Source organism: Pseudomonas sp. ACN8 (assembly GCF_002303925.1).
Lineage (GTDB): Bacteria > Pseudomonadota > Gammaproteobacteria > Pseudomonadales > Pseudomonadaceae > Aquipseudomonas.
Map to the genome: position 1 here is coordinate 1 of NZ_MRCS01000072.1, position 22,117 is coordinate 22,117.

The following is a 22,117-nucleotide window of genomic DNA, read 5'->3' on the forward strand; positions in this document are numbered from 1 at the left end:
CGACGTCCAGCGCCAGTTCGCTGCCTTTTTCCTGGAAGCCCGACAGGTTGATGTGGCTGATCCGCACGCCGAGGCTCGGCTCGAGGGTCACGCCGTTCACCGGCACACGGTAACCGAGCGCCAGGGTCGCGCCGGTGAGGTTGCCATGGCTGTCACCCTTGGCCGTGCCCAGACCGCCGCCGAGTTCGCGCTTGCTCTCGTAATCGAGGTAGCCGGCGCTGGCATCGGCATCCACAAACAGGCCGCGCTCCAGGCCGTTCGGCGCGAAGCGTGCGCCGACGCTGAAGAAGGTCAGGTCGGTATCGGCCTCGCCACCTGCGCCACCGACATTGCCGCTGCTGTAGCCGAACCCGGCATGGGCGCTGAATTGTTCGGAAAAGCGCTGGGTCAGGCCGATCATCATGCCCTGGCTATGCTCGTTGCTGCTGGAAGCCTGGGACGAACCGTCGGTGCCCAGATACCCCGCCAGCCCGGTGCTCCACAGGCGATATTGCCCGGTCTTGAGGTCGATGCCGCTGGTGAACGGCGCGCTAGCCTGTTCGATCATCGCACCCTGGCGCAGCAGGTAGCTGGCGGCGTCGGCATGCACCTGACCGCCAACGGTGGACTCCACGCCCCCGAGGCTGCGGGCATCGATGGCCGACTGCAGGTAGTAGTTGTAGGCGCTGTAGGTGCTCGACAGGTTGCTGTTCTGCAGTTGCTGCAACAACTGCGCGCCCGCCGCGGCGTTGCCGGCCAGGTCCGCCGCGCCCGGCAGGCTGTTGTAGAACACCATCTTGCCGCGCAGCACGTAGATGGTTTCCTGGGACAGGCCGAGGCCTTCCTTGAGGTAGTTATCCATGGTGCCGTATTGCGCGGTCACCTCGTCCAGGCCGGCTTGCAGGTAACTGGCCTCCACACCGATCAGCGGCCCATAGATGGTCGCCAGGCTCGGTGGCAACGCCGCCAGGGTCGCCTTGATGCGCGCGGCGGTGTAGTCGTTGGTCGCCAGGTAGTTGCTCATGATGGTGGCATCGTCGACCCCGGCGATGCTTTGCAGCACAGCGGCGGTCCAGCCCGTGCGGTCCTTGCCGGCGGTGCAGTGGAACAACGCAGCGCCATCGACCGTGGCCAGCTCGTTGAACAGCTCGTTGAACTCGCTGCGCATCCCTGGGTTGCGGACGAAATCACGGTTGGTGTCCTGCATCATGGCAGTGGCTTCGGCGGCGCTGTGGAACGCGATGTTGGTGATGTTCGCGCCCGACGTGGAGCCGCCGATGATGTCGATGTTGGTGTACGTCGCCCCCGTGGGCATCGTGTCGGGCGTGGCGGCGATCTCGCTGGGCGTGCGCAGGTCGTAGACCGCCTTGATGCCCAGGCCGTTGAGGGTCGCCAGATCCGCCGCCGACGGCGTCAGCGCGTTGGAGCGGTAAAACACCCCGCCACGCATCGTGCCGTCATTGGCCATGGAGTACGCGGTGGTGAGACCGGCGACATCGCGCAAGTTATCGATGCTCTTCAGGCGTGGGGTGTTGAGGGGGACAGTCTCGGCCGCCTGGGCGGCAGCGATGGACAGGCTCAAAACAGACAGCGAACACACAAGTCGTTGGAACACAGTGCAGCCTCATTGAAATCGCGTTGGGCTGACTAATATCTAGATTGAAATGGCGCTGAACATGACAAATCGCCTGCACACGCAAATCACTGCGCGATGTGTCCAGGTGGCTCGTTTTCTGTCCGTGTAATGCCTGTTGTGCGGTCAACCTGGGAGGCAGGTTATTGGGGATGTGCTGGTCGGGAACGAAATACGCGGTGGTCGCCGATCAAATGCCTGTCGCAATGATGGGTGATCCGACCTGCGCAGACCGCTCATCGGTAATCACGCCTACCTGTAATTTCTGACAGTAGATACACGGCGCGTCCGTCATTAGCATCGTGTTGTACGGGTATGAACTGACCTGCAACTGATGCCGTCTGACATTGAAAGGAGATCGATCGTGGCGACCAACAACAAGAGTATTGTGTACCGGTGTGAACCCTTGTTGCCTTATGCATATATCAAGCAGGCCTTCGCAATGAAGGTTGATCAAGGGTTTATGAGTAACGGCTGTACCGTTGTCATCCCGGGCTCTGACTACCTGAAGCCGGGGGATGAACTTATCGCTAATTTATATATTGAAAATACAGGAGATTTTTTCAGGTCTTTTACTTTGGACGAGACTAACGTCCTGAATGGAATAACCTGGAACGTTATGAAGTTTACAGGGATTGTTTATTTGGACTCCAGGGTTGAACTGTATTACACACTACCCACGCTTGAGTTGTGTTCTCGGACCCAACCCTATGTCGTCGCGAAATTGTCATAGGCACAGAGCGCCCCGCCAGTTGTTGTTTTAAGTAAATGAGGGCATTTGTCTTGAAGTTGAGTGGGGGCAGGAAAAGCTTTTCGGCAGTCGATCAATGCTGGGCGACCAGCAGGTAGTGAGCCCGCTCATTAGGTTGCCAGACGTTTGAACAATTGCGTCCAAAAACGGATGACTGATCATCTTTTGGCCCGCATCGGTGACAGGCAGACAGTTGGCGGAGTTGAGTAAACGTGTTGGTGGGTTGTTTCTGGATCACCGCCCAAGGCCGTCAAGGCCAAGGACGGTGAACATTTCAAAGACCCGAATTCCAGCAGACCGTAAGGCTGCTCCCCTTAAGTGAACAGCATTACGCCTCTCAGCGAGTTTTTTGCTTCTCTGAAACTGATCTCTACGGCTGCGAACTCAGTGGGTTTTTTTCGAAGTCGACAGCCCGGCCTTACTCAAGCCTTTGGTGTTGTGCTCACCCGGCGTCGAGGCCGAAATAGCCGTGGCCTTGGCAACACCACGGGTATCGGAGTGGGCGAGGCCTGAGGTCGTGGTGCCATGACCGTTGTCATCGTTGCGTTCATTACCGTAGTGGTTCCCGCTCAGGCCACGGTCGCGCACGGATTTGCCGGCATGGTCGCTGTCCAGCCCGTTAGCGCGGCCGTTACTGCCAGAGTGGCCGGTGCTGGCGTGTCCGCCGCCCATACCGCCGCCGTGGCCTCCACCGTTTCCGCCACCATTGCCTCCGCCGTTTCCACCGCCGCCACCGCCGCCGCCACCGCCGCCGTTTCCGCCGCCACCACCGCCGCCGCCGTCCTTCGCGTATGCCGACCCCATGATCGACAGGCCATCAGGGAGTAACGGGGCGGCTGCAAGCATCATGGCGCATGACATTACAGCAACGAGACTCTTGTTTTTAAAAAGCATGATTGCTTCCATAGGAGGTTGATATCGCGTGATGTATGACGCGATATCTCCCCAACAGTTCAAGAACCACGACAAACGGCTGCAAATCCCTCAACTCGCTGTAGCCCTCGGCCAGAGCGGCACTGAGGCCACGAAGGCCGCCATTGCCCTGTCAATCAAACGCACCGTCAAGAATTTCATAGACAAGCCCGGTGGCCAGCGCAACCAGGATCAGGTCCGTGCCGACCTGCTGCCATTCGTAGCCGTCATAGTGGGGCAGCCTGCCGACCAGTCGGCCATCGAGTTTTTTGGCGATGCCGGGTGGAAGCGGTTTGCCCCGGGCAAGGTTCTTTTGAATACCCGGTGGCAAATCGGGCCCTGGGCTCCAGTAGCCTGTGTTCACGCCAATGATCTCGAGCACGCTGCCACGGTTGATGCTCGGGCCGTTGCTCCAGTCCCCACCGCCACCGCCGCCGGAACTCTTGCTCTTGTTGCCATGGCCGCCCTGGTTGCCCTGGCCCTGGCTTCCCTGACCCTTGTTGCCTTGGTTGCCATGGGTGACCTTCCCGCTACCCTGGCCATTACCGGGATCAGCCAGCGCCGTCACCGAGCCACAGACCAGCGTCAAACAAGTAACCGCCGCAATCAATGATCGAGTCCTGAACATGATTCATTCCTTCGTGGTGGGGAATATTCCCTGAAATTTAGACGTTATAGACGAAGATGGTTCCATCGAGTCACCCACCGTCAAACCGTCTACGCTGATCCGTTCGAAGCCTCGCAGGTGTTTGCCGAAATCCGCCCCGCTGACTCAGCCCCTGATACAACCCCGATACCCGCTTGTAACACCAAGACACTTAGCCGCCCTGCCCCTCGCCCCTAGAGTGAAGCCGTCAATGGACTGCAGCGCCAAGCGCCGGCAGCCCATTGTTTGCCCAACACACCACCAAGGAAGAGGGAAACCATGAGCAAATCAATCGCTGTCAGCCAACAGAGCCAGCAGCTTCACAATGATGTGCAAGAAGCCGTCAAGTCGATCATGGGTGCAACGCAACTCAAGGCGTCGGATTACGGCCGGGTACTGAGGTCGGCCCTGGCGGCTTCGCAAAAAACCGTCACCATCGAAATCGCCGCCGGCGACCTGTCGCTGCTGAAGAAGTCCGGCTACAAGCTGTGCTTTGCCAAGAAGGTGGGTAACGCCGACTACAACGTGGTCTGGCAGTCCTATGACGCTTACCTGAGTAACAACGAGTTCAGCTGGACGCCGCAGTATCAACTGTTCGCCTCCAACGTGTTCAAGGAAAACGTGCAAGTCAAAGTCTCGACCAACATCGTCAACATTGGCCTGGGGCAAACATCGACACTCGATGAGCACGGTCTGTTGAGTTCGGCGGTTACCGGTGGCCCGGACATGTCCCTGACTTTCGTGAACAACTACGCGCCGATTCATCCGGGGGTCAACCAGTTGTCCACCGGCATCGATGGCAATCAGGTCAGTACGCCAATCTACGTGGCCGTAAACCAGGTCGTCACCGGCAATACCGTACTGACGCCGGTGGAAACCATCCTCGTGTGGTTCGAACAGAACGTACAGACCAGCACCATGTTCAGTACCTCACGCTCCAAGGCGATCGAAATCGACCTGACGTTCGATAACACCGCAGCTCGCCTTTACGAAGGCGGTCAGTGGAAAACCGTGTAACCGTCATGCCGGGGCAACCTTGCGGTTGCCCCTTCACTCCTCTTTGCCCGCCGTGGCGAAGTAGCCCGTCAGCGAGCGACAGATCGACTGCGCGAGGTCCTCCTGGGTGGCGATGCCATAGGGTCGATCACGATCGAACTGCGCCGACCAGCGAATCCGCCCCTGCGCCACATCCACCAGGCGCAATGACGCTCGCACCCGCGCAGGCTCGACCCGCACACTGCCCTCCAGGCAATAGCTGTAACGCCCGCCACGCTTGAAGTTCAGTACCGGCTCGACGTTGCGTGCCACCCGCATCAACACATGATTGGTCCCGGTCTGCGCCTGCTCGAACGACTCGAACAGCCGGCAGCTCAACTCCTCGCACAAGCCCCGGGTAAAGTCATCGCCATCGCGGGTGAGGCAGGTAAATGGCTGGATCTGGACCACAGGATGGCGAGTGCCGGCGCCCTTGGGCCGCAGCCGCTGATAGGACAAGCGATAACACCCGGGTGGAATGCACAAACGCACCGGGTCTTGCTGGCCGTTGCCGGCGTAATGCGCTGCGAGTTTGCGTCGCAAGCGCCCCACCTGCACTCGCACCACCGGATCGTCGCCCGTGCAATAAACGGCCGGGTCACGACGAAACACCGCGATGCCAATGGCGTGTTCGGTCAGCGGCGTTTTGCAAGCCTGAAGGTCGTGCTCGACCAGAAAGCGCAACAGACTGCCCATGCGCCTGGACTTGGCAAACAACGGGCTGACCAGCAACAGCGCCAGCACTCGCTCGATTTCTTCCCGATCGGGCGGCTCGGGAACCCCCGCCGCAGCTGGATCGGCCATGCTTTTGATCACCATCGCCTGCCTCCGTGCAGGTTGCCGACAGGAATGGATGTCGCGCTCCGTGATAACCCTTGCAGCGTGAGCGGGAATAAGGCTCGGACACTGCAACGACCAAGCGTAGCAGCCGTGTTGATATCGGCAGGCAATTGCGGTGATAGCAACCCGCCATCCGACGAACGTTCAATCTTGACGTCTGAAAAATGTGTAGGACTTGTTCCTTTGTGGCGAGGGAGCTTGCTCCCGCTTGGCCGCGAAGCGGCCCTCATCCCTTGCAACTCATTTCCTCAGACACACCGCAGTACCCGGCTTTACGGCGGCAGGGCCGCCGAGCGGGAGCAAGCTCCCTCGCCACAGAGGCTTTTGGCGTCCTACAGGCCGGTTGCAGCCGTCGAAATCGATGCCTAATGTGCACCGGTCGCTGACTTGAGTTGGCGATTGGGTTTCGCAGCCCTGTAGAAGATGGAACACAGCTAAATGACAACTGTGGCAAAATTTGCCGCCGTTCCGTTTTATGGCGGCTGTGTGTGGGAGACCTTCGGGTCTGCCGGCTTGACTCTTCTCCGGTCTGCGAACCCGCACATAGCTGCCACCCATTTGTTTCGCAGCAAAAGGTGGCACTTCATGAACCTTTGAAGAGTTCTACCTTATGACAATGCAAAATCCGCCTCGCCGCTTCACCCCCATGAAACAAATCGCCACCAGCTACCCCGTCCTCCTCATCGACAGCGACGCCCCGCTGCGCGAACTCCACAATTGCGCCGCCGAACGCCTCAACGCCGTCCTGCAATACCTCAACCTCATGGCCTGCACCAGCCTCCCCGACTACGCCGAAAACGACATCAACACCGTCACTAACATTTCGCGGATTCTGCTGCAGGATGTGCGGGATGTGTTTGGCGTGATAGAGCAGCGGGGGTTTGAGGTGTCCAAAGGGTAGTAAGGACTCTCAACCATGAAAACCGCTTCGGCGGTTTTTTCCTACTCAGGCTCGTATTTTCGAAGCGGCTACCGAAGATTTACTGAAGAGACCTAAGCTCGAAAACTAAAATAAAACACACTTCGACCCGGGATCCCGAAAAGTTAATCGTGGCTGGCCAATTTCGGTTAGGAGCGGACATTCCAATTTGTCTATAGAATCAGGGGCCATTGAGCGGAACACGTTATGAAAACTGATTTCATGCACCTGACCTCAACGTTTTCTGGGCGGGGATACAGTGACTGAGGAAAGCTGAGGATTGGCGATGAAAATTGAATACCTCGAGATCAAAGGCTTCAAGAGCGCGGCAAACGTTATCCTGAGGGATGTGCCAGCCTTTACCGCTCTAGCCGGCTCCAATGGTGCAGGTAAAAGCAATATCACTGATGCGCTCGCTTTTCTGGGCGCGGTAGTAAAACGTGGGGCTGCACAAGCGATCCGCGACTTTGGAGGTTTCCAGCAGATTCACTGCTTCAAGCATCGAAAAGAAAATCGCACGACAATCTCGTTTGCCATCAGAATCAATCTCAATGGAGAAGTATTCGACTACAACCTGAAAATATCCGGAATAGACCGGGTACCTCAGGTACTTGAAAGTCTAAAAATCAATGGCAATCAGATCATAGATCGCAAGAGCAGTGATGAGACACGAATTACCTTAAGTGATACGCATGGCTTGCAGCTCTTACCTGAGTATGCGCAAGACATGACCGCGCTAATGCTGCTCAGCCATTCGCCACTGTATCGAATGCTTACCAATATCCAGGTATTTCGAATCGACCCGCTAGAAGCTAAGGAGCCTGACAGCTCAACAGCAGACGCTACGACGCTAGATAGTCATGGCAGGAACGTGGCAACGATGTTGTCAATTCTGGAGAGAAATGAGCGATTTCGTGACCAGGTTCTGGAATGGATAGAACTGATCGTACCTGGCATGGAAAGCGTGTTCACCGAAAAACAGAGACTGGATGGCTCTACGGTGATCACATTCAAGGAAGAAGGAACAAAAGCTCGTTTCCCAGCACGTTTGATTTCCGATGGGACAATTTATGCGCTCTGCATTATGACTGCGGTGTTCAGTCGGGCAGGGAAATCAGGCATGACAATCATAGAGGAACCAGAGCGCGGAATTCATCCGAAGGCGATCGGCGAACTGGTACAGCTGATGCGCGAAAATGCTTCGGTAGAGCACCCCATTTTCATAACTACCCATAGCGAATCTGTCGTACGTAACCTCGACCTTGAAGAACTTTGGTTGGTAAATAAAGAGGATGGCAAAACCAAGGTCAAGTGTGCTTTAGAATCAGCAGTTAATAAAAATGAAATCCCGCTGGATACCGCGTGGCTGACCAATCTTTTTGATGGGGGTCTGCCATGGTAAAAGTTGGATTTATCGTTGAGGGTGATAGCGAAAAAATCGTTATCGAGTCTTCCGACTTCAACGCTTTTTTGCAGGAAAACGATTTTGAGTTGGTCAATCCCGTAGTCAATGCCAAAGGTGGCGGTAACCTATTGCCGCAAAATATCGATGCCTATCTGGGACGTCTAGATCAGCAAGCGGTAGACATCATCGTTGTGTTGACTGATCTTGAGGACGAAGTCTCAGTTGACTTTGTCAGAGAACGCATCGAAAACGCACGAATAAGTAGCATTTTCGTCGCTGTAAAAGCATTAGAGGGGTGGTTCCTGGCTGATTCGGTTGCCATGAACAAATGGCTCGGAATTGACGATTTCAATGAGCAACAGCCCGAGCAGACCCAGAACAAACCATGGGATCGTTTAAAAGAAATATCCAATTTATTGGGTAAACAGGGGCCGGGCAACAAAACTGCATTTGCAAAGAAGATGACGAAACACTTTGGTTTCAGCATTCGCCAAGCAGCCTTGCACCCACAGTGTCCAAGTGCGCTAGAGCTTGTTCGCTATTTTGCTGAGCAGAACCGACCTGATAATGGTTGATGGAGGAGCTGATCAGGGTTGCCTCTCGTTGTGACTGAGCAATTGTTTAGAAAAAGGCCCTGATCATTCAGGGTCTTGTTGTTTCTGGCATATTCAACCTCCCTTTTTTCTTTAGAAATTCACGATGTATTCGCGCTGATAATCTCCGCCTCATCCGCCCCAATATTGCGAAACCGTTGCGGCAAGGTCGTCGGGAAGTAACAGACAGCCATCCACGGCGTTCAGCGCACTCGCCTGGCCATTGCAGCGACCGGGAGTAGCTCTTCTTGTTGGCCACAGCAACCATCAGCAAGTCTCTGGCGAGACCGAAGCTCATTGCCCACGCCCTGCATTCGGCGCAGGCCCTGGACTGATCAGCGACTGAGACGCACAAAAGCGCTTTTTTTGAAAAACATCTAAAAAATTCATCTCCCCCGCCGATTCATTTAGACTCAGCTGTTGGCTCATGGGGCCAGGCCAAGCCCTGTAACGGATATCCAAGACAGTTCTTCATGAAAAAAATAATCAATTATTTGCGAAACAGTTACTGGAAAAGATGGATTCGCAAACACAAATGCAAAGTGGCGGGCGGTGTATTGTCACTGCACAAAAGAACGGCACTGACCATAGAAGAAGGCGTGACGCTTGGGCATGTGGTCATAGAGTCGAAAAAGCTGGAAATCGGTGCGCATACCTATATCCGCAGTGACTGCTTCCTTTCGGCGGTCTCCTCCATTGGCAGGTTTTGCTCCATCAGCAGCAGCTGTTTTATCGGCCAGCAAAAGAGCTCACATCCGCTGGACTGGCTCAGTTCACATCCCTTTCAATATACCGATACGGCGCTGGTTTACGACCCGGAGGTTGCGGACATCACGATTGGGCATGACGTCTGGATCGGCCATAGCGCGATGATCCTGGAAGGCGTGACCATAGGCACCGGCGCTGTCATCGCAACCCGCGCCCTGGTTGCCCATGACGTGCCACCGTACGCCATTGTTGCCGGCACCCCGGCAAAAGTCGTCAAGTATCGGCACACACCCGAGTTGATCGAGGCGCTGATCAACAGCAAGTGGTGGGATGTCGATGTCGAGGTACTCAAGACATTACCGCTCAATGATCCGCAAGCCACTTTGTCTCTATTGGCCACCCTGCAGAAAGAAAACCGCGCCGACTACCAACAGATAGAGATAACCCGCAAAGGGTGCAGTGTTTTGTCCTGAGCAGCAGGAATGACCGATTCGAATGATAAAAAAACCCGCATCAGCTGCGGGTTTTGACGACGGGTTCCTGATGAACCCCGCCTGCAAAGCGCTTATCAGAAGTTCGCCGGTGTGTTGGCGCTGATGATTTCCGCTTCATCCGCCCCGATATTGCGAAACCGGTGCGGCAAGGTCGTCGGGAAATAATAGCCATCCCCGGCGTTGAGTACACTCACCTGGCCATCCACAGTCAATTCCACGGTACCCCGTGTCACCAACCCACACTCCTCGCCTTCGGAATGCACGATCGGCTCTTCGCCGGAGCTGGCGCCCGGTGCGTATTGCTCGCGCAGCAAGCGCATCTGCCGGCTTGGCACGGATGCACCGATCAGCAGCAGGCGCAGGCCGTGGCGGCCGAGGTCGGGCTGTTCGTTGGCACGGAAGACGTACTGGTGTTCGCGCGGTGGCTGATCGAAGGTGAAGAAGTCGGCCAGGGACATGGGGATGCCCTCCAGCAATTTCTTCAGGGAGCTGACGGAAGGACTGACCCGATTCTGTTCGATCAGGGAGATGGTTGCATTGGTGACGCCGCTACGCCGGGCCAGCTCGCGCTGGGACATTTTGTAGCTTTCGCGTACTAATTTGAGTCGTGAGCCCGTGTCCATGACAGCCTTATGTGCCAACCCGTAGGAGCGAGCTTGCTCGCGATTGCGATCCGACCTTCAACATTGATGTCGACTGAACCAACGCTTTCGCGAGCAAGCTCGCTCCTACAGGGATAATGGATGGGTGGAGTGCAGGCGCGGATCACGCCGTTTTCCGGTCCCGGAAACGTGAAAGGCGGCTATTAAATCACGTTTGTTCGTAATGCTCAGCAGGTTCGATAAACGGTGCCGGAAAAGAACCTGTGGGAGCGAGCTTGCTCGCGATGGCGGTGTGTCAGGCAGCATCCATATTGACTGATATGACCTCATCGCCAGCAGGCTGGCTCCCACAGGAGACAGCGGTGTTGCTGATGTAAAAAGCCGGCGGCACCCTTTGGGGAGATGCCGCCGGCGAGGTAAAGCTTAGATGCCGAAACGGTCACGCAACGAGTAGTACACGGCGCCGAGGGCGGTCAATGGCGCCGAGAAGGTGCGCCCGCCGATCATCGGCATGTGCGGCAAGGATGCAAACGCGTCGAAGCGCTCGGCGTCGCCACGGATCATTTCCGAGATCAGCTTGCCGGCCAGGTGCGAGCAAGTGACGCCGTGGCCACTGTAGCCCTGCATGTAGTAGGCGTTCTTCTCGATACGGCCGAATTGCGGCATGCGCGACATGGTCAGCAGGAAGTTGCCGGTCCAGCGGTAGTCGATCTTCACGTCCTTCAATTGCGGGAAGGTCTTGAGGATCTTCGGGCGGATCAGTTGTTCGATGTCGTCCGGCTCGCGTGCACCGTAGACCACGCCACCGCCGTACAGCAGGCGGTTGTCGGCGGTCAGGCGGTAGTAGTCGAGCAGGTAGTTGCAGTCTTCGACGCAGTAGTTGTTCTTGATCAGGCTGCGGGCCTGCTGCTCCGACAACGGCTCGGTGACGACGATCTGCGAACCGCACGGCATGCTCTTGCTGGTCACGCGGTTGTCCAGGCCCTGCGGCAGGTAGGCGTTACCGGCGATCAACAGGTACTTGGCCTTGACCACACCTTTGGCGGTGCGCACGGTGATGGGCTCGCCGTAGGTGATGTCCACCGCCGCCGATTGCTCGTAGATCTTGCCGCCCAGGCCAATGATGGCCGAAGCCTCGCCGAGTGCCAGGTTCAGCGGGTGAATGTGGCCGCCCTGCATGTCCAGCAGGCCGCCGACGTAGGCATCGGAACCGACTTCGCGCTTGATGTCGGCCGCGTCGAGCATTTTCAGGTTCTTGTTGCCGTAGCGTTCCCAGCTCTTCTTCTGTTCGGCCAGACCCTTGAGTTGCTTCTTGTTCATCGCCGCGAAGATACCGCCGGGACGGTAGTCGCACTGGATGTCGTAGTGCTGTATGCGCTGACGGATGATGTCGGCGCCTTCGAAGATCATGCTGCCGAGGACTTCGGCAGTCTTGTCGCCGTAGCGCTCTTCGATGACATCGACGTCGCGGCTATAGGAGTTGACCAGTTGGCCGCCGTTGCGACCGCTGGCGCCGAAGCCGACTTTGGCCGCTTCGAGCACGGTCACGCTGTAGCCCGCTTCGGCGAGGAACAGGGCCGAGGACAGGCCGGTGTAGCCGGCGCCGATCACGCAGACGTCGCAGTCCACCGCGCCTTCCAGCACCGGGAAATCGCCGGTGAAGTTGCGGGTGGCGGCGTAGTAGCTGTTTACATGCTGTTGTGTTGAAGAGTTCTGTTTCATACGTTTCTCCGATGGCCGCCGACAGAGCCGGCGACCGTCGCTTTATTGTTATCAGAGCTTGATCCAGGTCGCCTTGAGTTCGGTGTACTTGTCGAACGCGTGCAGCGATTTGTCCCGACCATTACCCGACTGCTTGAACCCGCCGAACGGCGCGGTCATGTCGCCGCCGTCGTACTGGTTGACCCAGACGCTGCCGGCACGCAGGCCACGGGCGAAGGTGTGGGCCTTGCTCAGGTTGCTGGTCCATACGCCGGCGGCCAGGCCGAAGATGCTGTCGTTGGCAATCGCCAAAGCTTCTTCAGCGGTGTCGAAGGTGATGACCGACAGCACCGGGCCGAAGATTTCTTCCCGAGCGATGGTCATGGCGTTGGTCACGCCGTCGAAAATCGTCGGTTCCACGTACTGGCCACCGGTGTCTTCGAGGGTGCGGCTGCCGCCGGCGATCAGTTGGGCGCCCTGCTCTTTGCCGATGCCGATGTAGCGCAGTACGTTGTCCAGTTGACGCTGGTCGACGACCGCACCGACGGTGGTTGCAGGATCGAGGGCGTGGCCTGGTTTCCAGGCTTGCAGGGCTTCCACCAACAGCGCAATGAACTGCTCGCGGATCGAACGCTCCACCAGCAAGCGAGAACCGGCGGTACAGACTTCGCCCTGATTGAAGGCGATGCCACTGGCCGCTGCCTGTGCTGCCGCGCGCAAGTCCGGCGCGTCGGCGAATACTACGTTCGGGCTCTTGCCCCCGGCTTCAGCCCAAACGCGTTTCATGTTGCTCTGCCCGGCATAGATCATCAGCTGCTTGGCAATCGCCGTGGAACCGGTGAAGGCCAGCACGTCGACGTCCATGTGCAATGCCAGCGCCTTGCCGACGGTGTGGCCGTAGCCCGGCAGGACGTTGAACACACCTTTCGGGATGCCGGCATCCAGTGCCAACTGCGCGATGCGTATCGCGGTCAGCGGGGATTTTTCCGAAGGTTTGAGGATGAACGAGTTGCCCATGGCCAGGGCCGGGGCGAATTTCCAGCTGGCCATGATCAGCGGGAAGTTCCACGGCACGATGGCCGCGACCACACCGACGGCTTCGCGGGTCACCAGGCCAAGCTGATCCCGGGGGGTGGCGGCGACTTCGTCGTAGATCTTGTCGATGGCTTCGGCGGTCCAGCGGATCGCGTTGGCGGTCGCCGGAATATCGATGCTCATGGAGTCGCTGATCGGCTTGCCCATGTCGAGGGTTTCGAGCAGAGCCAGTTCTTCCTGGTTGGCCAGGATCAGGTCGGCGAAACGGATCAGGATGCGCTTGCGCTCGGCCGGGGCCAGGTTGGCCCACACGCCGGATTCGAAGGTACGGCGCGCCACGGCGACCGCTGCATTGGCATCGGCTTCGTCGGTGCTGGCGACATTCGCCAGGAAACGACCGTCCACGGGGCTGATGCATTCGAACGTCGCACCGCTGGCGGCTGCGCAGTATTGGCCGTCAATGAATGCGCGACCTTCGATGGTTAGGGACTGGAAGCGCTGCTCCCAATCGCTGCGAGTGTTTGTCATGGTTGTGACTCGACGCAGGGGATTGGATGACGGACGAGCGAACGCCCATCCATCAAAACTTGGTAATCCGACCCCTGTAGGAGTGAGCCTGCTCGCGATAGCGGTGGATCAATCAACATCACTATTCTGAATGTGATGACGCTATCGCGAGCAGGCTCACTCCTACAGGGATTTGAGTGGTTCTTTAGACCGTGTGCAAGTACCAGTTGTACTCAAGGTCCGAGATGGAGTTCTCGAACTCGGCCAGCTCGCTTTCCTTGCACGCCACGAACACGTCGATGTACAGCGGGTCGATGTACCTGGCCATGACTTCGCTGTCGTCCAGCTCGCGCAGTGCATCGCGCAGGTTGTTCGGCAGGCTCTGCTCGTTTTGCTCGTAGCTGTTGCCTTCCACCGGTGCGCCCGGTTCGATCTGGTTGGTCAGGCCGTGATGTACGCCCGCCAATACCGAAGCCATCAGCAGGTACGGGTTGGCATCGGCGCCCGCCACGCGGTGTTCGATGCGCACCGAATCTGGCGAGCCGGTCGGCACACGCACCGCCACGGTGCGGTTGTCGATGCCCCAGCTCGGCGAGTTCGGTACATAGAACTGCGCGCCGAAACGACGGTAGGAGTTGACGTTCGGGCAGAGGAACGCCATCTGCGCCGGCAGGGTCTCGAGCACACCGCCGATCGCGTGACGCAGCGCGGCGTTCTGCTCGGGATCCTCGCTGGCAAAGATGTTGTTGCCTTCTTTGTCGAGAATCGAAATGTGCACGTGCAGACCGTTGCCCGCCTGGCCCGGATACGGCTTGGCCATGAAGGTGGTGTCCATCTCGTGGTCGTAGGCGATGTTCTTCACCAGACGCTTGAGCAGGACGGCGTAGTCGCACGCCTTGATCGGGTCAGCCACGTGATGCAGGTTGACTTCGAACTGCGCCGGGGCGCTTTCCTTGACGATGGCGTCAGCCGGGATGCCCTGCTCTTTTGCGCCTTCGAGGATGTCTTGCAGGCAGTCGACGTATTCGTCGAGGTCGTCGATCAGGTACACCTGGGTCGACATCGGACGCTTGCCGGATACCGGCGAACGTGGCGATTGCGGACGACCGTTCACGTTGTCCTGGTCGATCAGGTAGAACTCCAGCTCGAACGCGGCGCAGATGGTCAGGCCCATGTCGTCGAACTTGCGCACTACATTGGCCAGCACTTCACGCGGGTCGGCGAAGAATGGCTCGCCTTCGAGCTCGTGCATGGTCATCAGCAGTTGCGCGGTCGGGCGCTTCTGCCACGGCTCGATACTGAGAGTGCCGGGGATCGGGAAACAGATTCGGTCTGAATCGCCGATGTCCAGACCCAGGCCGGTGCTTTCCACCGTAGAACCGTTGATGTCCAGCGCAAACAGTGACGCCGGCAGGTTGATGCCTTTTTCGTAAACCTTATGAAGACTGGTGCGTTCGATGCGCTTACCGCGCACCACACCGTTCATATCCGCAATCAGAAGGTCGACGTACAAAACCTCAGGATATTTCTTAAGGAATGCGTTTGCTTCGTTGAGTTGAACGGCACGCAGAGGGACCGACATGATGCACCTATTTTTTAGCTGTTAATTATTATGTTCACTACCCTTTCACGAGCCCAGTCAACCCGAACGGCAAAGTGAAGTCAATAGCGAACACCTGGCCTTTCAACGTTTATTTTAGGGCCTCTCAGACGGACGAGAGTGCCATATACGCCCTCAAACACGCGTAAAGCCTGAAGATCGGACGCACGGCGTTTAGAATTTTTTACATGAGAGTTGTTAATTAAAATCAACAAGGCTAAGCTCCAGAAAAGCTCGTTCAAGTGTGAAACTTCGAGGTGATAAAAATGGCACTCAAGCCATTGATCGGCGTTACTGCGTGCGTCAAACAGATTGGCCTGCACCCCTACCACATCAGCGGTGACAAGTACTTGCGTGCTGTCAGCGTTGCGGCGCTGGGGCTGCCTGTCGTTATTCCTTCCTTAGGCGACCTGACCGAAATCGATGACCTGCTGCCGCAGCTCGACGGTCTGTTGCTGACCGGCTCGCCATCGAACGTGGAACCCTTCCACTATCAAGGCCCCGACAGCGCCCCCGGCACGGATCATGATCCGGCGCGGGATGCCACCACCCTTCCCCTGATCCGCGCCGCGATTGCAGCGGGCGTGCCGGTGCTCGGCATCTGCCGTGGCTTCCAGGAAATGAACGTGGCGTTCGGTGGCAGCCTGCATCAGAAGGTCCATGAACTGCCTGGCTTGCTCGACCATCGCGAGGCCGACCATCCGGACCTGGCCGTGCAATACGCTCCCGCTCACGGGGTGAATGTGCAGCCCGGTGGTGTGTTCGAAGCGCTGGACCTGCCTGCGGTGTTCCAGGTGAACTCGATTCACAGCCAGGGCATCGACCGACTCGCGCCCGGCCTGCGCGCCGAAGCCGTCGCACCCGATGGCCTGATCGAGGCGATCTCGGTCGAACACAGCAAAGCGTTTGCCCTCGGCGTGCAATGGCACCCGGAATGGCAGGTGCTGGATAACCCTCCTTACTTGAGTATTTTCCAGGCGTTCGGCGAAGCCTGCCGGCAACGGGCGGCACTGCGTCACTCGAGCTGACGACCTGATACCCGCATTCAACGATTGACTGCCCAACGCGAGCGGGCAGGCGCTTGTGCGTGCCCCGCTCGCGAAAACAACACACTGCAATAACAACAAGTACGACCAGGCAGCCAGGATGGCGGCGCCGAATAAACCCAGGGCGGGAAACGCAATTCCCTGTAGGAGCGAGCCTGCTCGCGATGGATGTCCGGACACCGCGGGCACTCAGACTGCCAGCGTCATCGTCGGCGACCATCGCGAGCAGGCTCGCTCCTACAAGGGATCAGCGCGGACCGGCTTCACGGGTTTGCAATCCACTATTAAGCCGGGCCGTGTTGGCCGGGCGACTGAAACCTGTTGGGAGTTTCACATGGCAAACGCCTCCAGCATCTACAGGAAGGCTCTTGAGGGTCACCAGGCACCGAAAAAGGTGTTGGTGAAAATCGATCGCGTCACCAAGAAGTTCGACGAAACCACCGCTGTGGACGATGTGTCCCTGGAAATCCACCAGGGTGAAATCTTCGCCCTGCTCGGTGGTTCCGGCTCCGGTAAATCGACCCTGCTGCGCATGCTCGCCGGTTTCGAGCGCCCGACCGAAGGCCGGATTCTGCTCGACGGTGTCGACATCACCGACATGCCGCCGTACGAACGACCGATCAACATGATGTTCCAGTCCTACGCGCTGTTCCCGCACATGACGGTGGCGCAGAACATCGCCTTCGGCCTCAAGCAGGACCGTTTGCCAGCGGCCGAAATCGAAGCCCGGGTGCAGGAGATGCTGCGCCTGGTGCACATGACCCAGTACGCCAAGCGCAAACCGCACCAACTGTCCGGTGGCCAGCGTCAGCGCGTGGCCCTGGCCCGTTCCCTGGCCAAGCGTCCGAAGCTGCTGCTGCTCGACGAGCCAATGGGCGCACTGGATAAAAAGCTGCGCTCGCAAATGCAGCTTGAGCTTGTCGAGATCATCGAGCGCGTCGGCGTGACCTGCGTGATGGTGACCCACGACCAGGAAGAGGCCATGACCATGGCCGAGCGCATCGCGATCATGCACCTGGGCTGGATTGCCCAGATCGGCAGCCCGGTCGACATCTATGAAGCACCGGTCAGCCGCATGGTCTGCGAATTCATCGGCAACGTGAACGCCTTCGACGGCACCGTGGTCGAGGACCTGGAAGGTCACGCGATCATCCACAGCCCGGATCTGGAGCAGAAGATCTACGTCGGTCACGGCGTCAGCACGTCGGTGCAGGACAAGTCGATCACCTACGCCATTCGCCCGGAAAAACTGCTGGTCAGCACCGTAAAGCCCGAGCACCGCTACAACTGGTCCAGCGGCAAGGTGCATGACATCGCCTACCTCGGCGGCCACTCGGTGTTCTACGTCGAGCTGCCTGGGGGCAAGATCGTCCAGTCGTTCATGGCCAACGCCGAACGCCGTGGCGCGCGTCCGACCTGGGACGATCAGGTCTACGTGTGGTGGGAAGACGACAGCGGCGTGGTACTGCGCGCATGAAAACCTTCAATCAGCAATTTCTGAGACTGGTCCCCAGCGGGCGCAAGCTCGTCATCGGGATTCCATTCATCTGGCTGTTCCTGTTCTTCATGTTGCCGTTCTTCCTGGTGATGAAGATCAGTTTTTCGGAAGCAGCCCTGGCCATTCCGCCGTACTCGGAGATCTACACCTTCGCTGAGCAAAAATTTCAGCTGCTGTTGAACCTCGGTAACTACAGCCTGCTGACCCAGGACGAACTGTACATCTCGGCGTACCTCGGCTCGTTGAAAGTAGCGTTGCTCAGCACGATGATGTGCCTGGTGATCGGTTTCCCGATGGCCTACGCGATCACCAAGGCCAGCAAGGAAGCGCAAAACGTCCTGCTGCTGTTGATCATGATGCCGACCTGGACCGCGATCCTGATCCGCGTTTACGCGTGGATGGGCATCCTCAGCAACAACGGTTTGCTCAACGCATTCTTGATGTGGACCGGGCTGACCTCGGCGCCGATCGAGATCCTCAACACCAACACCGCCGTCTACATCGGGGTCGTTTACGCCTACCTGCCGTTCATGGTGTTGCCGCTGTACGCCAACCTGGTCAAGCACGATGGCAGCCTGCTGGAAGCCGCGTCGGACCTGGGTTCGAGCAACTTCAACAACTTCTGGAAAATCACCGTGCCGTTGGCCAAGAACGGCATCATCGCAGGCTGCATGCTGGTGTTCATTCCGGTGGTCGGCGAGTTCGTGATTCCGGAACTGCTGGGCGGCCCGGAAACCCTGATGATCGGCCGTGTGTTGTGGCAAGAGTTCTTCAACAACCGCGACTGGCCGGTGGCGTCTGCCCTGGCGGTGGTGATGCTGTTGATCCTGATTGTGCCGATTCTGCTGTTCAACCGCAGCCAGGCCAAAGAGATGGAGGCACGGGGATGAAACGCTTCGGATTTTCAAAGTTCATGCTGATTTTCGGCTTGTCGTTTATCTACCTGCCGATGCTGATTCTGGTGATCTACTCGTTCAACGCATCCAAGCTGGTGACGGTGTGGGGTGGCTGGTCGATCAAGTGGTACGCCGGTCTGCTGGACAACTCGCAATTGATGGGTTCGGTGGTGCGCTCGCTGGAAATCGCCTGCTACACCGCCATCGCGGCAGTCGCACTGGGCACCCTGGCAGCGTTCGTCCTGACCCGCGTTACGCGTTTCAAGGGCCGCACGCTGTTCGGTGGCCTGGTCACCGCACCGCTGGTGATGCCTGAGGTGATCACCGGTCTGTCACTGTTGCTGCTGTTCGTGGCCATGGCGCAGTTGATCGGCTGGCCGATGGAGCGTGGCATCGTCACGATCTGGATCGCCCACACCACCTTTTGTGCCGCCTATGTGGCGGTGGTAGTCTCCGCCCGCCTTCGCGAGCTGGACCTGTCCATCGAAGAAGCGGCCATGGATCTGGGGGCGAAGCCGTTCAAGGTATTTTTCCTGATCACCATTCCGATGATCGCGCCGTCGCTGGCGGCCGGCGGCATGATGTCGTTTGCCCTGTCGCTGGATGACCTGGTGCTGGCGAGCTTCGTGTCTGGCCCGGGTTCCACGACCCTGCCGATGGAAGTGTTCTCGGCGGTGCGTCTTGGGGTCAAGCCCGAGATCAACGCCGTGGCCAGCCTCATCCTGCTGGCGGTATCCATCGTGACCTTCATGGTCTGGTACTTCAGCCGCCGCGCCGAAGCCACCCGCAAGCGCGCGATCCAGGAAGCCATGGACCAGACTGCCAGCGAATCCTGGCAGCAGCCTGAAAAGAAAATGGCGGGAGCGACGGCCTAATGCCGCCCCTTGTAGGAGCGAGCTCGCTCGCGATGGACGTTAACGATAACGCGTGTTGTCTGGATGAACACATCGCTCTGAGGTCCATCGCGAGCAAGCTCGCTCCTACAATGGAGCGCTCTCGCCACAAATGTTTGCTATGTGATTTTGAATAAAAAAGAAATGGAGTTGTACCGATGAAAATGTTTGGCAGGACTCTGCTGACACTGTCCTTATTGGGCGCAATCGCCACTGGCGCCCAGGCCAATGACAAGGTTCTGCGCGTCTACAACTGGTCGGATTACATTGGCCCGGACACCGTCAAGAAGTTCGAGGACGAGACTGGCATCCAGGTGACCTACGATGTCTTCGACAGCAACGAAACCCTTGAGGCACGCCTGCTGGCGGGCAAATCCGGCTACGACATCGTGGTGCCGTCCAACAGCTTCCTGGCCAAGCAGATCAAGGCCGGTGTCTATCAGGAATTGGACAAATCGAAGCTGTCGAACTGGAAAAACCTCAACCCGGTGCTGCTGAAAAACGCCTCCGCCAGCGATCCCGACAACGCCCATGCCATTCCGTACATGTGGGGCTCGATCGGTATCGGCTTCAACCCGCAGAAGGTCAAGGAAGTGCTCGGCGCCAACGCCCCGACCAACTCCTGGGACCTGCTGTTCAAACCGGAAAACGCCGAGAAGCTCAAAGCCTGCGGCATCAGTTTCCTCGATTCACCGACTGAAATGATCCCGACCGCCCTGCACTACCTGGGCTACCCGGTGAACGATCAGGACAAACAGCACATCGCCCAAGCCCAGGCGCTGTTCATGAAGATTCGCCCGAACGTGGCGTACTTCCATTCCTCGAAATACATCTCGGACCTGGCCAACGGCAACATCTGCGTGGCCGTCGGTTACTCCGGCGACGTGCTGCAGGCCAAGGCCCGCGCCCAGGAAGCCGGGGACAAGGTGAAGATCGACTACAGCATCCCGAAAGAAGGCGCCGCCAGTTTCTACGACATGCTCGCCATCCCCCGCGATGCCGCCAACGTCGAGAACGCGTACCTGTTCATGAACTTCCTGATGCGCCCCGAGGTGATTGCCGACATCACCAACAACATCGGCTACAGCAACGCGAACGCGGCGGCCACGCCACTGGTCGATGAAGCGATCCGCAACGATCCGGGTTCCTACCCGCCAGAAGCGGTGATGGCCACGCTCTACGCCGTGCCGGACCAGCCGATTGCCGTCCAGCGGGTCATGACCCGGGGCTGGACCAAGGTGAAACTCGGGCAGTAATTCACTCGAAAATGCCTTCGCGAGCAGGCTCGCTCCCACATTGGTCCGTGTTGAACCGGTGATATGTGAACGACGCTCCCCCCTGTGGGAGCGAGCCTGCTCGCGATGAGGCCAGAACATCCAGCACACATTTCAGCTTTACCAATTTCCGTTCACGCAGCGCCTTACCACCGCTGCCTCTCCTGCAAGTAGAACGGCCTCACCTGGCTCCCTCGGTTCAGGTGAATGTTGGCGCCCTCGGGCGCCTTTTTTTATGAGCGGTCAACAACAAGCAGCGGCCATTCGGCCAGCGCCCGATAGCGTCCCTTGTGGGATTCGAACAAGGTGAACCGGTCGGCACGCAGGAAGAACTCCGGCGCCGTTGCGGACTCCGGCACCGGCGCCCGATAGTCCCGCGCCAGGGTCAGATGCGGACGGTATTCCCTTGGCGCTTGCTCCAGCCCAAACGGCAACATCGCCTGTTCCAGGGCATACACCAGGCGCAGCAATGCCGGGGGCGCCTGCTGCGGCGCGAGCACCAGCGCTCCTGCCCTGCGCCACACGTCCAGCCGGTCCAGCACCACCGTCAAGCGCTCGCCCGGTGTGCGGATCGACGCCGCAGCCGTGCAGATCTCGGCGATCTGCGCCACGCCCACCGCCCCCAGAAACTTCAGCGTCAGGTGAAAGTTTTCCGCCGGCACCGGCCGTCCGTTGCGCAGTTGCAGCGCACTGCGCCACTGCGCTATCTCCCGGCGCTGGGCCGGGGCGCAGTTCAGCGCAAAGAACAGACGCTTGAACGGCTCGCGGGATTCGTCGTTCATGCAGGGCACCTCGTGGGAAGACTGCATGAGTGTACCCAACACCCGCTTATCGACCAGCGCATTTCTGGCATCGTGGGACATGCGCGTTATAGTTCTAGGGGGCGTTCTCAATTAGTTTTCCCGCCGCGTTGTCGCCTTAAAGCGGGCCAGGCAAGGCGCAGGCCGCTGGGAATGGTTGTTCCCTTTCCAAGGCCTGCAACGCAGCCTGGCCCGCTTTAAGGCACAACCCGAAGGGCCGGGCCTGCTGTTGTGCAGGGCAAGGCGCGAGAAGCGTGGTTTGGTCATTCCAAATAAGCTTCGAGCAACGCAGCCCTGCACAACAGCAGGCCCGGCCCTTCGGGTTGTGCCTTAAAGCGGGCCAGGCTGCG

Annotated in this window: 20 protein-coding genes and 2 pseudogenes; 12 read left to right on the forward strand and 10 right to left on the reverse strand. The window is 58.4% G+C overall.

Translation table 11 applies throughout. The annotated features are described in order from the left end of the window. The coding region (locus BSF44_RS27425) for a tyrosine-protein phosphatase (protein WP_095946144.1) at positions 1–1,594 on the reverse strand (1,594 nt) is incomplete at its 3' end. 382 nt (positions 1,595–1,976) lie between these two features. On the opposite strand from BSF44_RS27425, the gene BSF44_RS27430 reads away from it, so the two are divergent. Together BSF44_RS27430 and BSF44_RS31200 are read left to right on the forward strand one after the other, a co-directional pair. Beyond that, positions 1,977–2,345, forward strand: a complete 369-nt coding sequence (locus tag BSF44_RS27430) for a hypothetical protein (RefSeq protein ID WP_095946145.1) — start codon at positions 1,977–1,979, stop codon at positions 2,343–2,345. A gap of 187 nt (positions 2,346–2,532) precedes the next feature. Beyond that, a pseudogene (locus BSF44_RS31200) lies at positions 2,533–2,685 on the forward strand (IS4 family transposase); the annotation flags it as partial. A 62-nt stretch (positions 2,686–2,747) separates the two neighbouring features. On the opposite strand, the gene BSF44_RS30450 reads toward BSF44_RS31200, so the two are convergent. Both BSF44_RS30450 and BSF44_RS27450 read right to left on the reverse strand, forming a co-directional pair. Beyond that, positions 2,748–3,257, reverse strand: coding sequence for a hypothetical protein (locus BSF44_RS30450; RefSeq protein WP_172435406.1), 510 nt, complete (start codon positions 3,255–3,257; stop codon positions 2,748–2,750). A gap of 151 nt (positions 3,258–3,408) precedes the next feature. Beyond that, the gene (locus BSF44_RS27450) at positions 3,409–3,903 is read right to left on the reverse strand and encodes an anti-virulence regulator CigR family protein (protein ID WP_095946148.1); all 495 of its coding nucleotides are present in this window, start codon (positions 3,901–3,903) and stop codon (positions 3,409–3,411) included. Between the two features lie 297 nt (positions 3,904–4,200). Between BSF44_RS27450 and BSF44_RS27455 the strand changes: the two genes are divergently transcribed. Further along, a complete protein-coding gene (locus BSF44_RS27455) occupies positions 4,201–4,938 on the forward strand; it encodes a hypothetical protein (protein WP_095946149.1) in 738 nt (245 codons plus the stop codon). Positions 4,939–4,971: 33 nt separating this feature from the next. Here the strand turns inward: BSF44_RS27455 and BSF44_RS27460 are convergent, their stop codons facing one another. Then, positions 4,972–5,775, reverse strand: coding sequence for a hypothetical protein (locus BSF44_RS27460; RefSeq protein WP_095946150.1), 804 nt, complete (start codon positions 5,773–5,775; stop codon positions 4,972–4,974). Positions 5,776–6,406: 631 nt separating this feature from the next. Between BSF44_RS27460 and BSF44_RS27465 the strand changes: the two genes are divergently transcribed. The 3 genes from BSF44_RS27465 (at position 6,407) to BSF44_RS27475 (ending at position 8,695) form a co-directional block, all read left to right on the forward strand. Continuing rightward, the gene (locus BSF44_RS27465) at positions 6,407–6,697 is read left to right on the forward strand and encodes a fructose-bisphosphate aldolase (protein ID WP_095946151.1); all 291 of its coding nucleotides are present in this window, start codon (positions 6,407–6,409) and stop codon (positions 6,695–6,697) included. A gap of 304 nt (positions 6,698–7,001) precedes the next feature. Then, on the forward strand, positions 7,002–8,117 hold the full coding sequence (locus BSF44_RS27470) for an AAA family ATPase (protein ID WP_095946152.1): 1,116 nt from the start codon (positions 7,002–7,004) through the stop codon (positions 8,115–8,117). Further along, positions 8,111–8,695 carry a hypothetical protein gene (locus BSF44_RS27475; RefSeq protein ID WP_095946153.1) on the forward strand — a complete coding sequence of 195 codons (585 nt, stop codon included), beginning with the start codon at positions 8,111–8,113 and terminating at the stop codon, positions 8,693–8,695. Before BSF44_RS27470 ends, BSF44_RS27475 begins: the two co-directional genes overlap by 7 nt. A 119-nt stretch (positions 8,696–8,814) precedes the next feature. Here BSF44_RS27475 and BSF44_RS30170 read toward each other — a convergent pair. Next, a pseudogene (locus tag BSF44_RS30170) lies at positions 8,815–8,895 on the reverse strand (XRE family transcriptional regulator); the annotation flags it as partial. A 291-nt stretch (positions 8,896–9,186) separates the two neighbouring features. Between BSF44_RS30170 and BSF44_RS27480 the strand changes: the two are divergent. Beyond that, a complete protein-coding gene (locus BSF44_RS27480; protein WP_095946154.1) occupies positions 9,187–9,894 on the forward strand; it encodes a CatB-related O-acetyltransferase in 708 nt (235 codons plus the stop codon). 95 nt (positions 9,895–9,989) lie between these two features. On the opposite strand, the gene BSF44_RS27485 is transcribed toward BSF44_RS27480, so the two are convergent. From BSF44_RS27485 to BSF44_RS27500, 4 genes are all read right to left on the reverse strand, one after another. Continuing rightward, positions 9,990–10,538, reverse strand: a complete 549-nt coding sequence (locus BSF44_RS27485; protein WP_046042404.1) for a cupin domain-containing protein — start codon at positions 10,536–10,538, stop codon at positions 9,990–9,992. Between the two features lie 402 nt (positions 10,539–10,940). Beyond that, positions 10,941–12,239 (reverse strand): FAD-binding oxidoreductase, encoded by a 1,299-nt coding sequence (locus BSF44_RS27490; RefSeq protein ID WP_095946155.1) that lies wholly within the window; start codon positions 12,237–12,239, stop codon positions 10,941–10,943. Between the two features lie 51 nt (positions 12,240–12,290). Beyond that, positions 12,291–13,781, reverse strand: coding sequence for an aldehyde dehydrogenase (locus BSF44_RS27495; RefSeq protein WP_095946156.1), 1,491 nt, complete (start codon positions 13,779–13,781; stop codon positions 12,291–12,293). A gap of 184 nt (positions 13,782–13,965) precedes the next feature. Beyond that, a complete protein-coding gene (locus tag BSF44_RS27500) occupies positions 13,966–15,342 on the reverse strand; it encodes a glutamine synthetase family protein (RefSeq protein ID WP_095946157.1) in 1,377 nt (458 codons plus the stop codon). A gap of 284 nt (positions 15,343–15,626) precedes the next feature. Here BSF44_RS27500 and BSF44_RS27505 point away from each other — a divergent pair, with 284 nt between their 5' ends. The 5 genes from BSF44_RS27505 (at position 15,627) to BSF44_RS27525 (ending at position 20,949) form a co-directional block, all read left to right on the forward strand. Next, on the forward strand, positions 15,627–16,388 hold the full coding sequence (locus BSF44_RS27505) for a gamma-glutamyl-gamma-aminobutyrate hydrolase family protein (protein ID WP_095946158.1): 762 nt from the start codon (positions 15,627–15,629) through the stop codon (positions 16,386–16,388). Positions 16,389–16,740: 352 nt separating this feature from the next. After that, positions 16,741–17,883, forward strand: coding sequence for a polyamine ABC transporter ATP-binding protein (gene potA / locus BSF44_RS27510; RefSeq protein WP_095946159.1), 1,143 nt, complete (start codon positions 16,741–16,743; stop codon positions 17,881–17,883). Then, positions 17,880–18,794, forward strand: a complete 915-nt coding sequence (locus BSF44_RS27515; protein ID WP_095946160.1) for an ABC transporter permease subunit — start codon at positions 17,880–17,882, stop codon at positions 18,792–18,794. The genes potA and BSF44_RS27515 overlap by 4 nt, the downstream gene beginning before the upstream one ends. Beyond that, positions 18,791–19,675 carry an ABC transporter permease subunit gene (locus tag BSF44_RS27520; protein ID WP_095946161.1) on the forward strand — a complete coding sequence of 295 codons (885 nt, stop codon included), beginning with the start codon at positions 18,791–18,793 and terminating at the stop codon, positions 19,673–19,675. Before BSF44_RS27515 ends, BSF44_RS27520 begins: the two co-directional genes overlap by 4 nt. Before the next feature lie 176 nt (positions 19,676–19,851). Further along, complete coding sequence (locus BSF44_RS27525) at positions 19,852–20,949, forward strand: polyamine ABC transporter substrate-binding protein (RefSeq protein WP_095946162.1); 1,098 nt, start codon at positions 19,852–19,854, stop codon at positions 20,947–20,949. 251 nt (positions 20,950–21,200) lie between these two features. Here the strand turns inward: BSF44_RS27525 and thpR are convergent, their stop codons facing one another. After that, positions 21,201–21,749: an RNA 2',3'-cyclic phosphodiesterase gene (thpR, locus tag BSF44_RS27530; RefSeq protein WP_095946163.1), complete on the reverse strand. Its 549-nt coding sequence runs from the start codon at positions 21,747–21,749 to the stop codon at positions 21,201–21,203. Between the last annotated feature and the right edge of the window lie 368 nt (positions 21,750–22,117).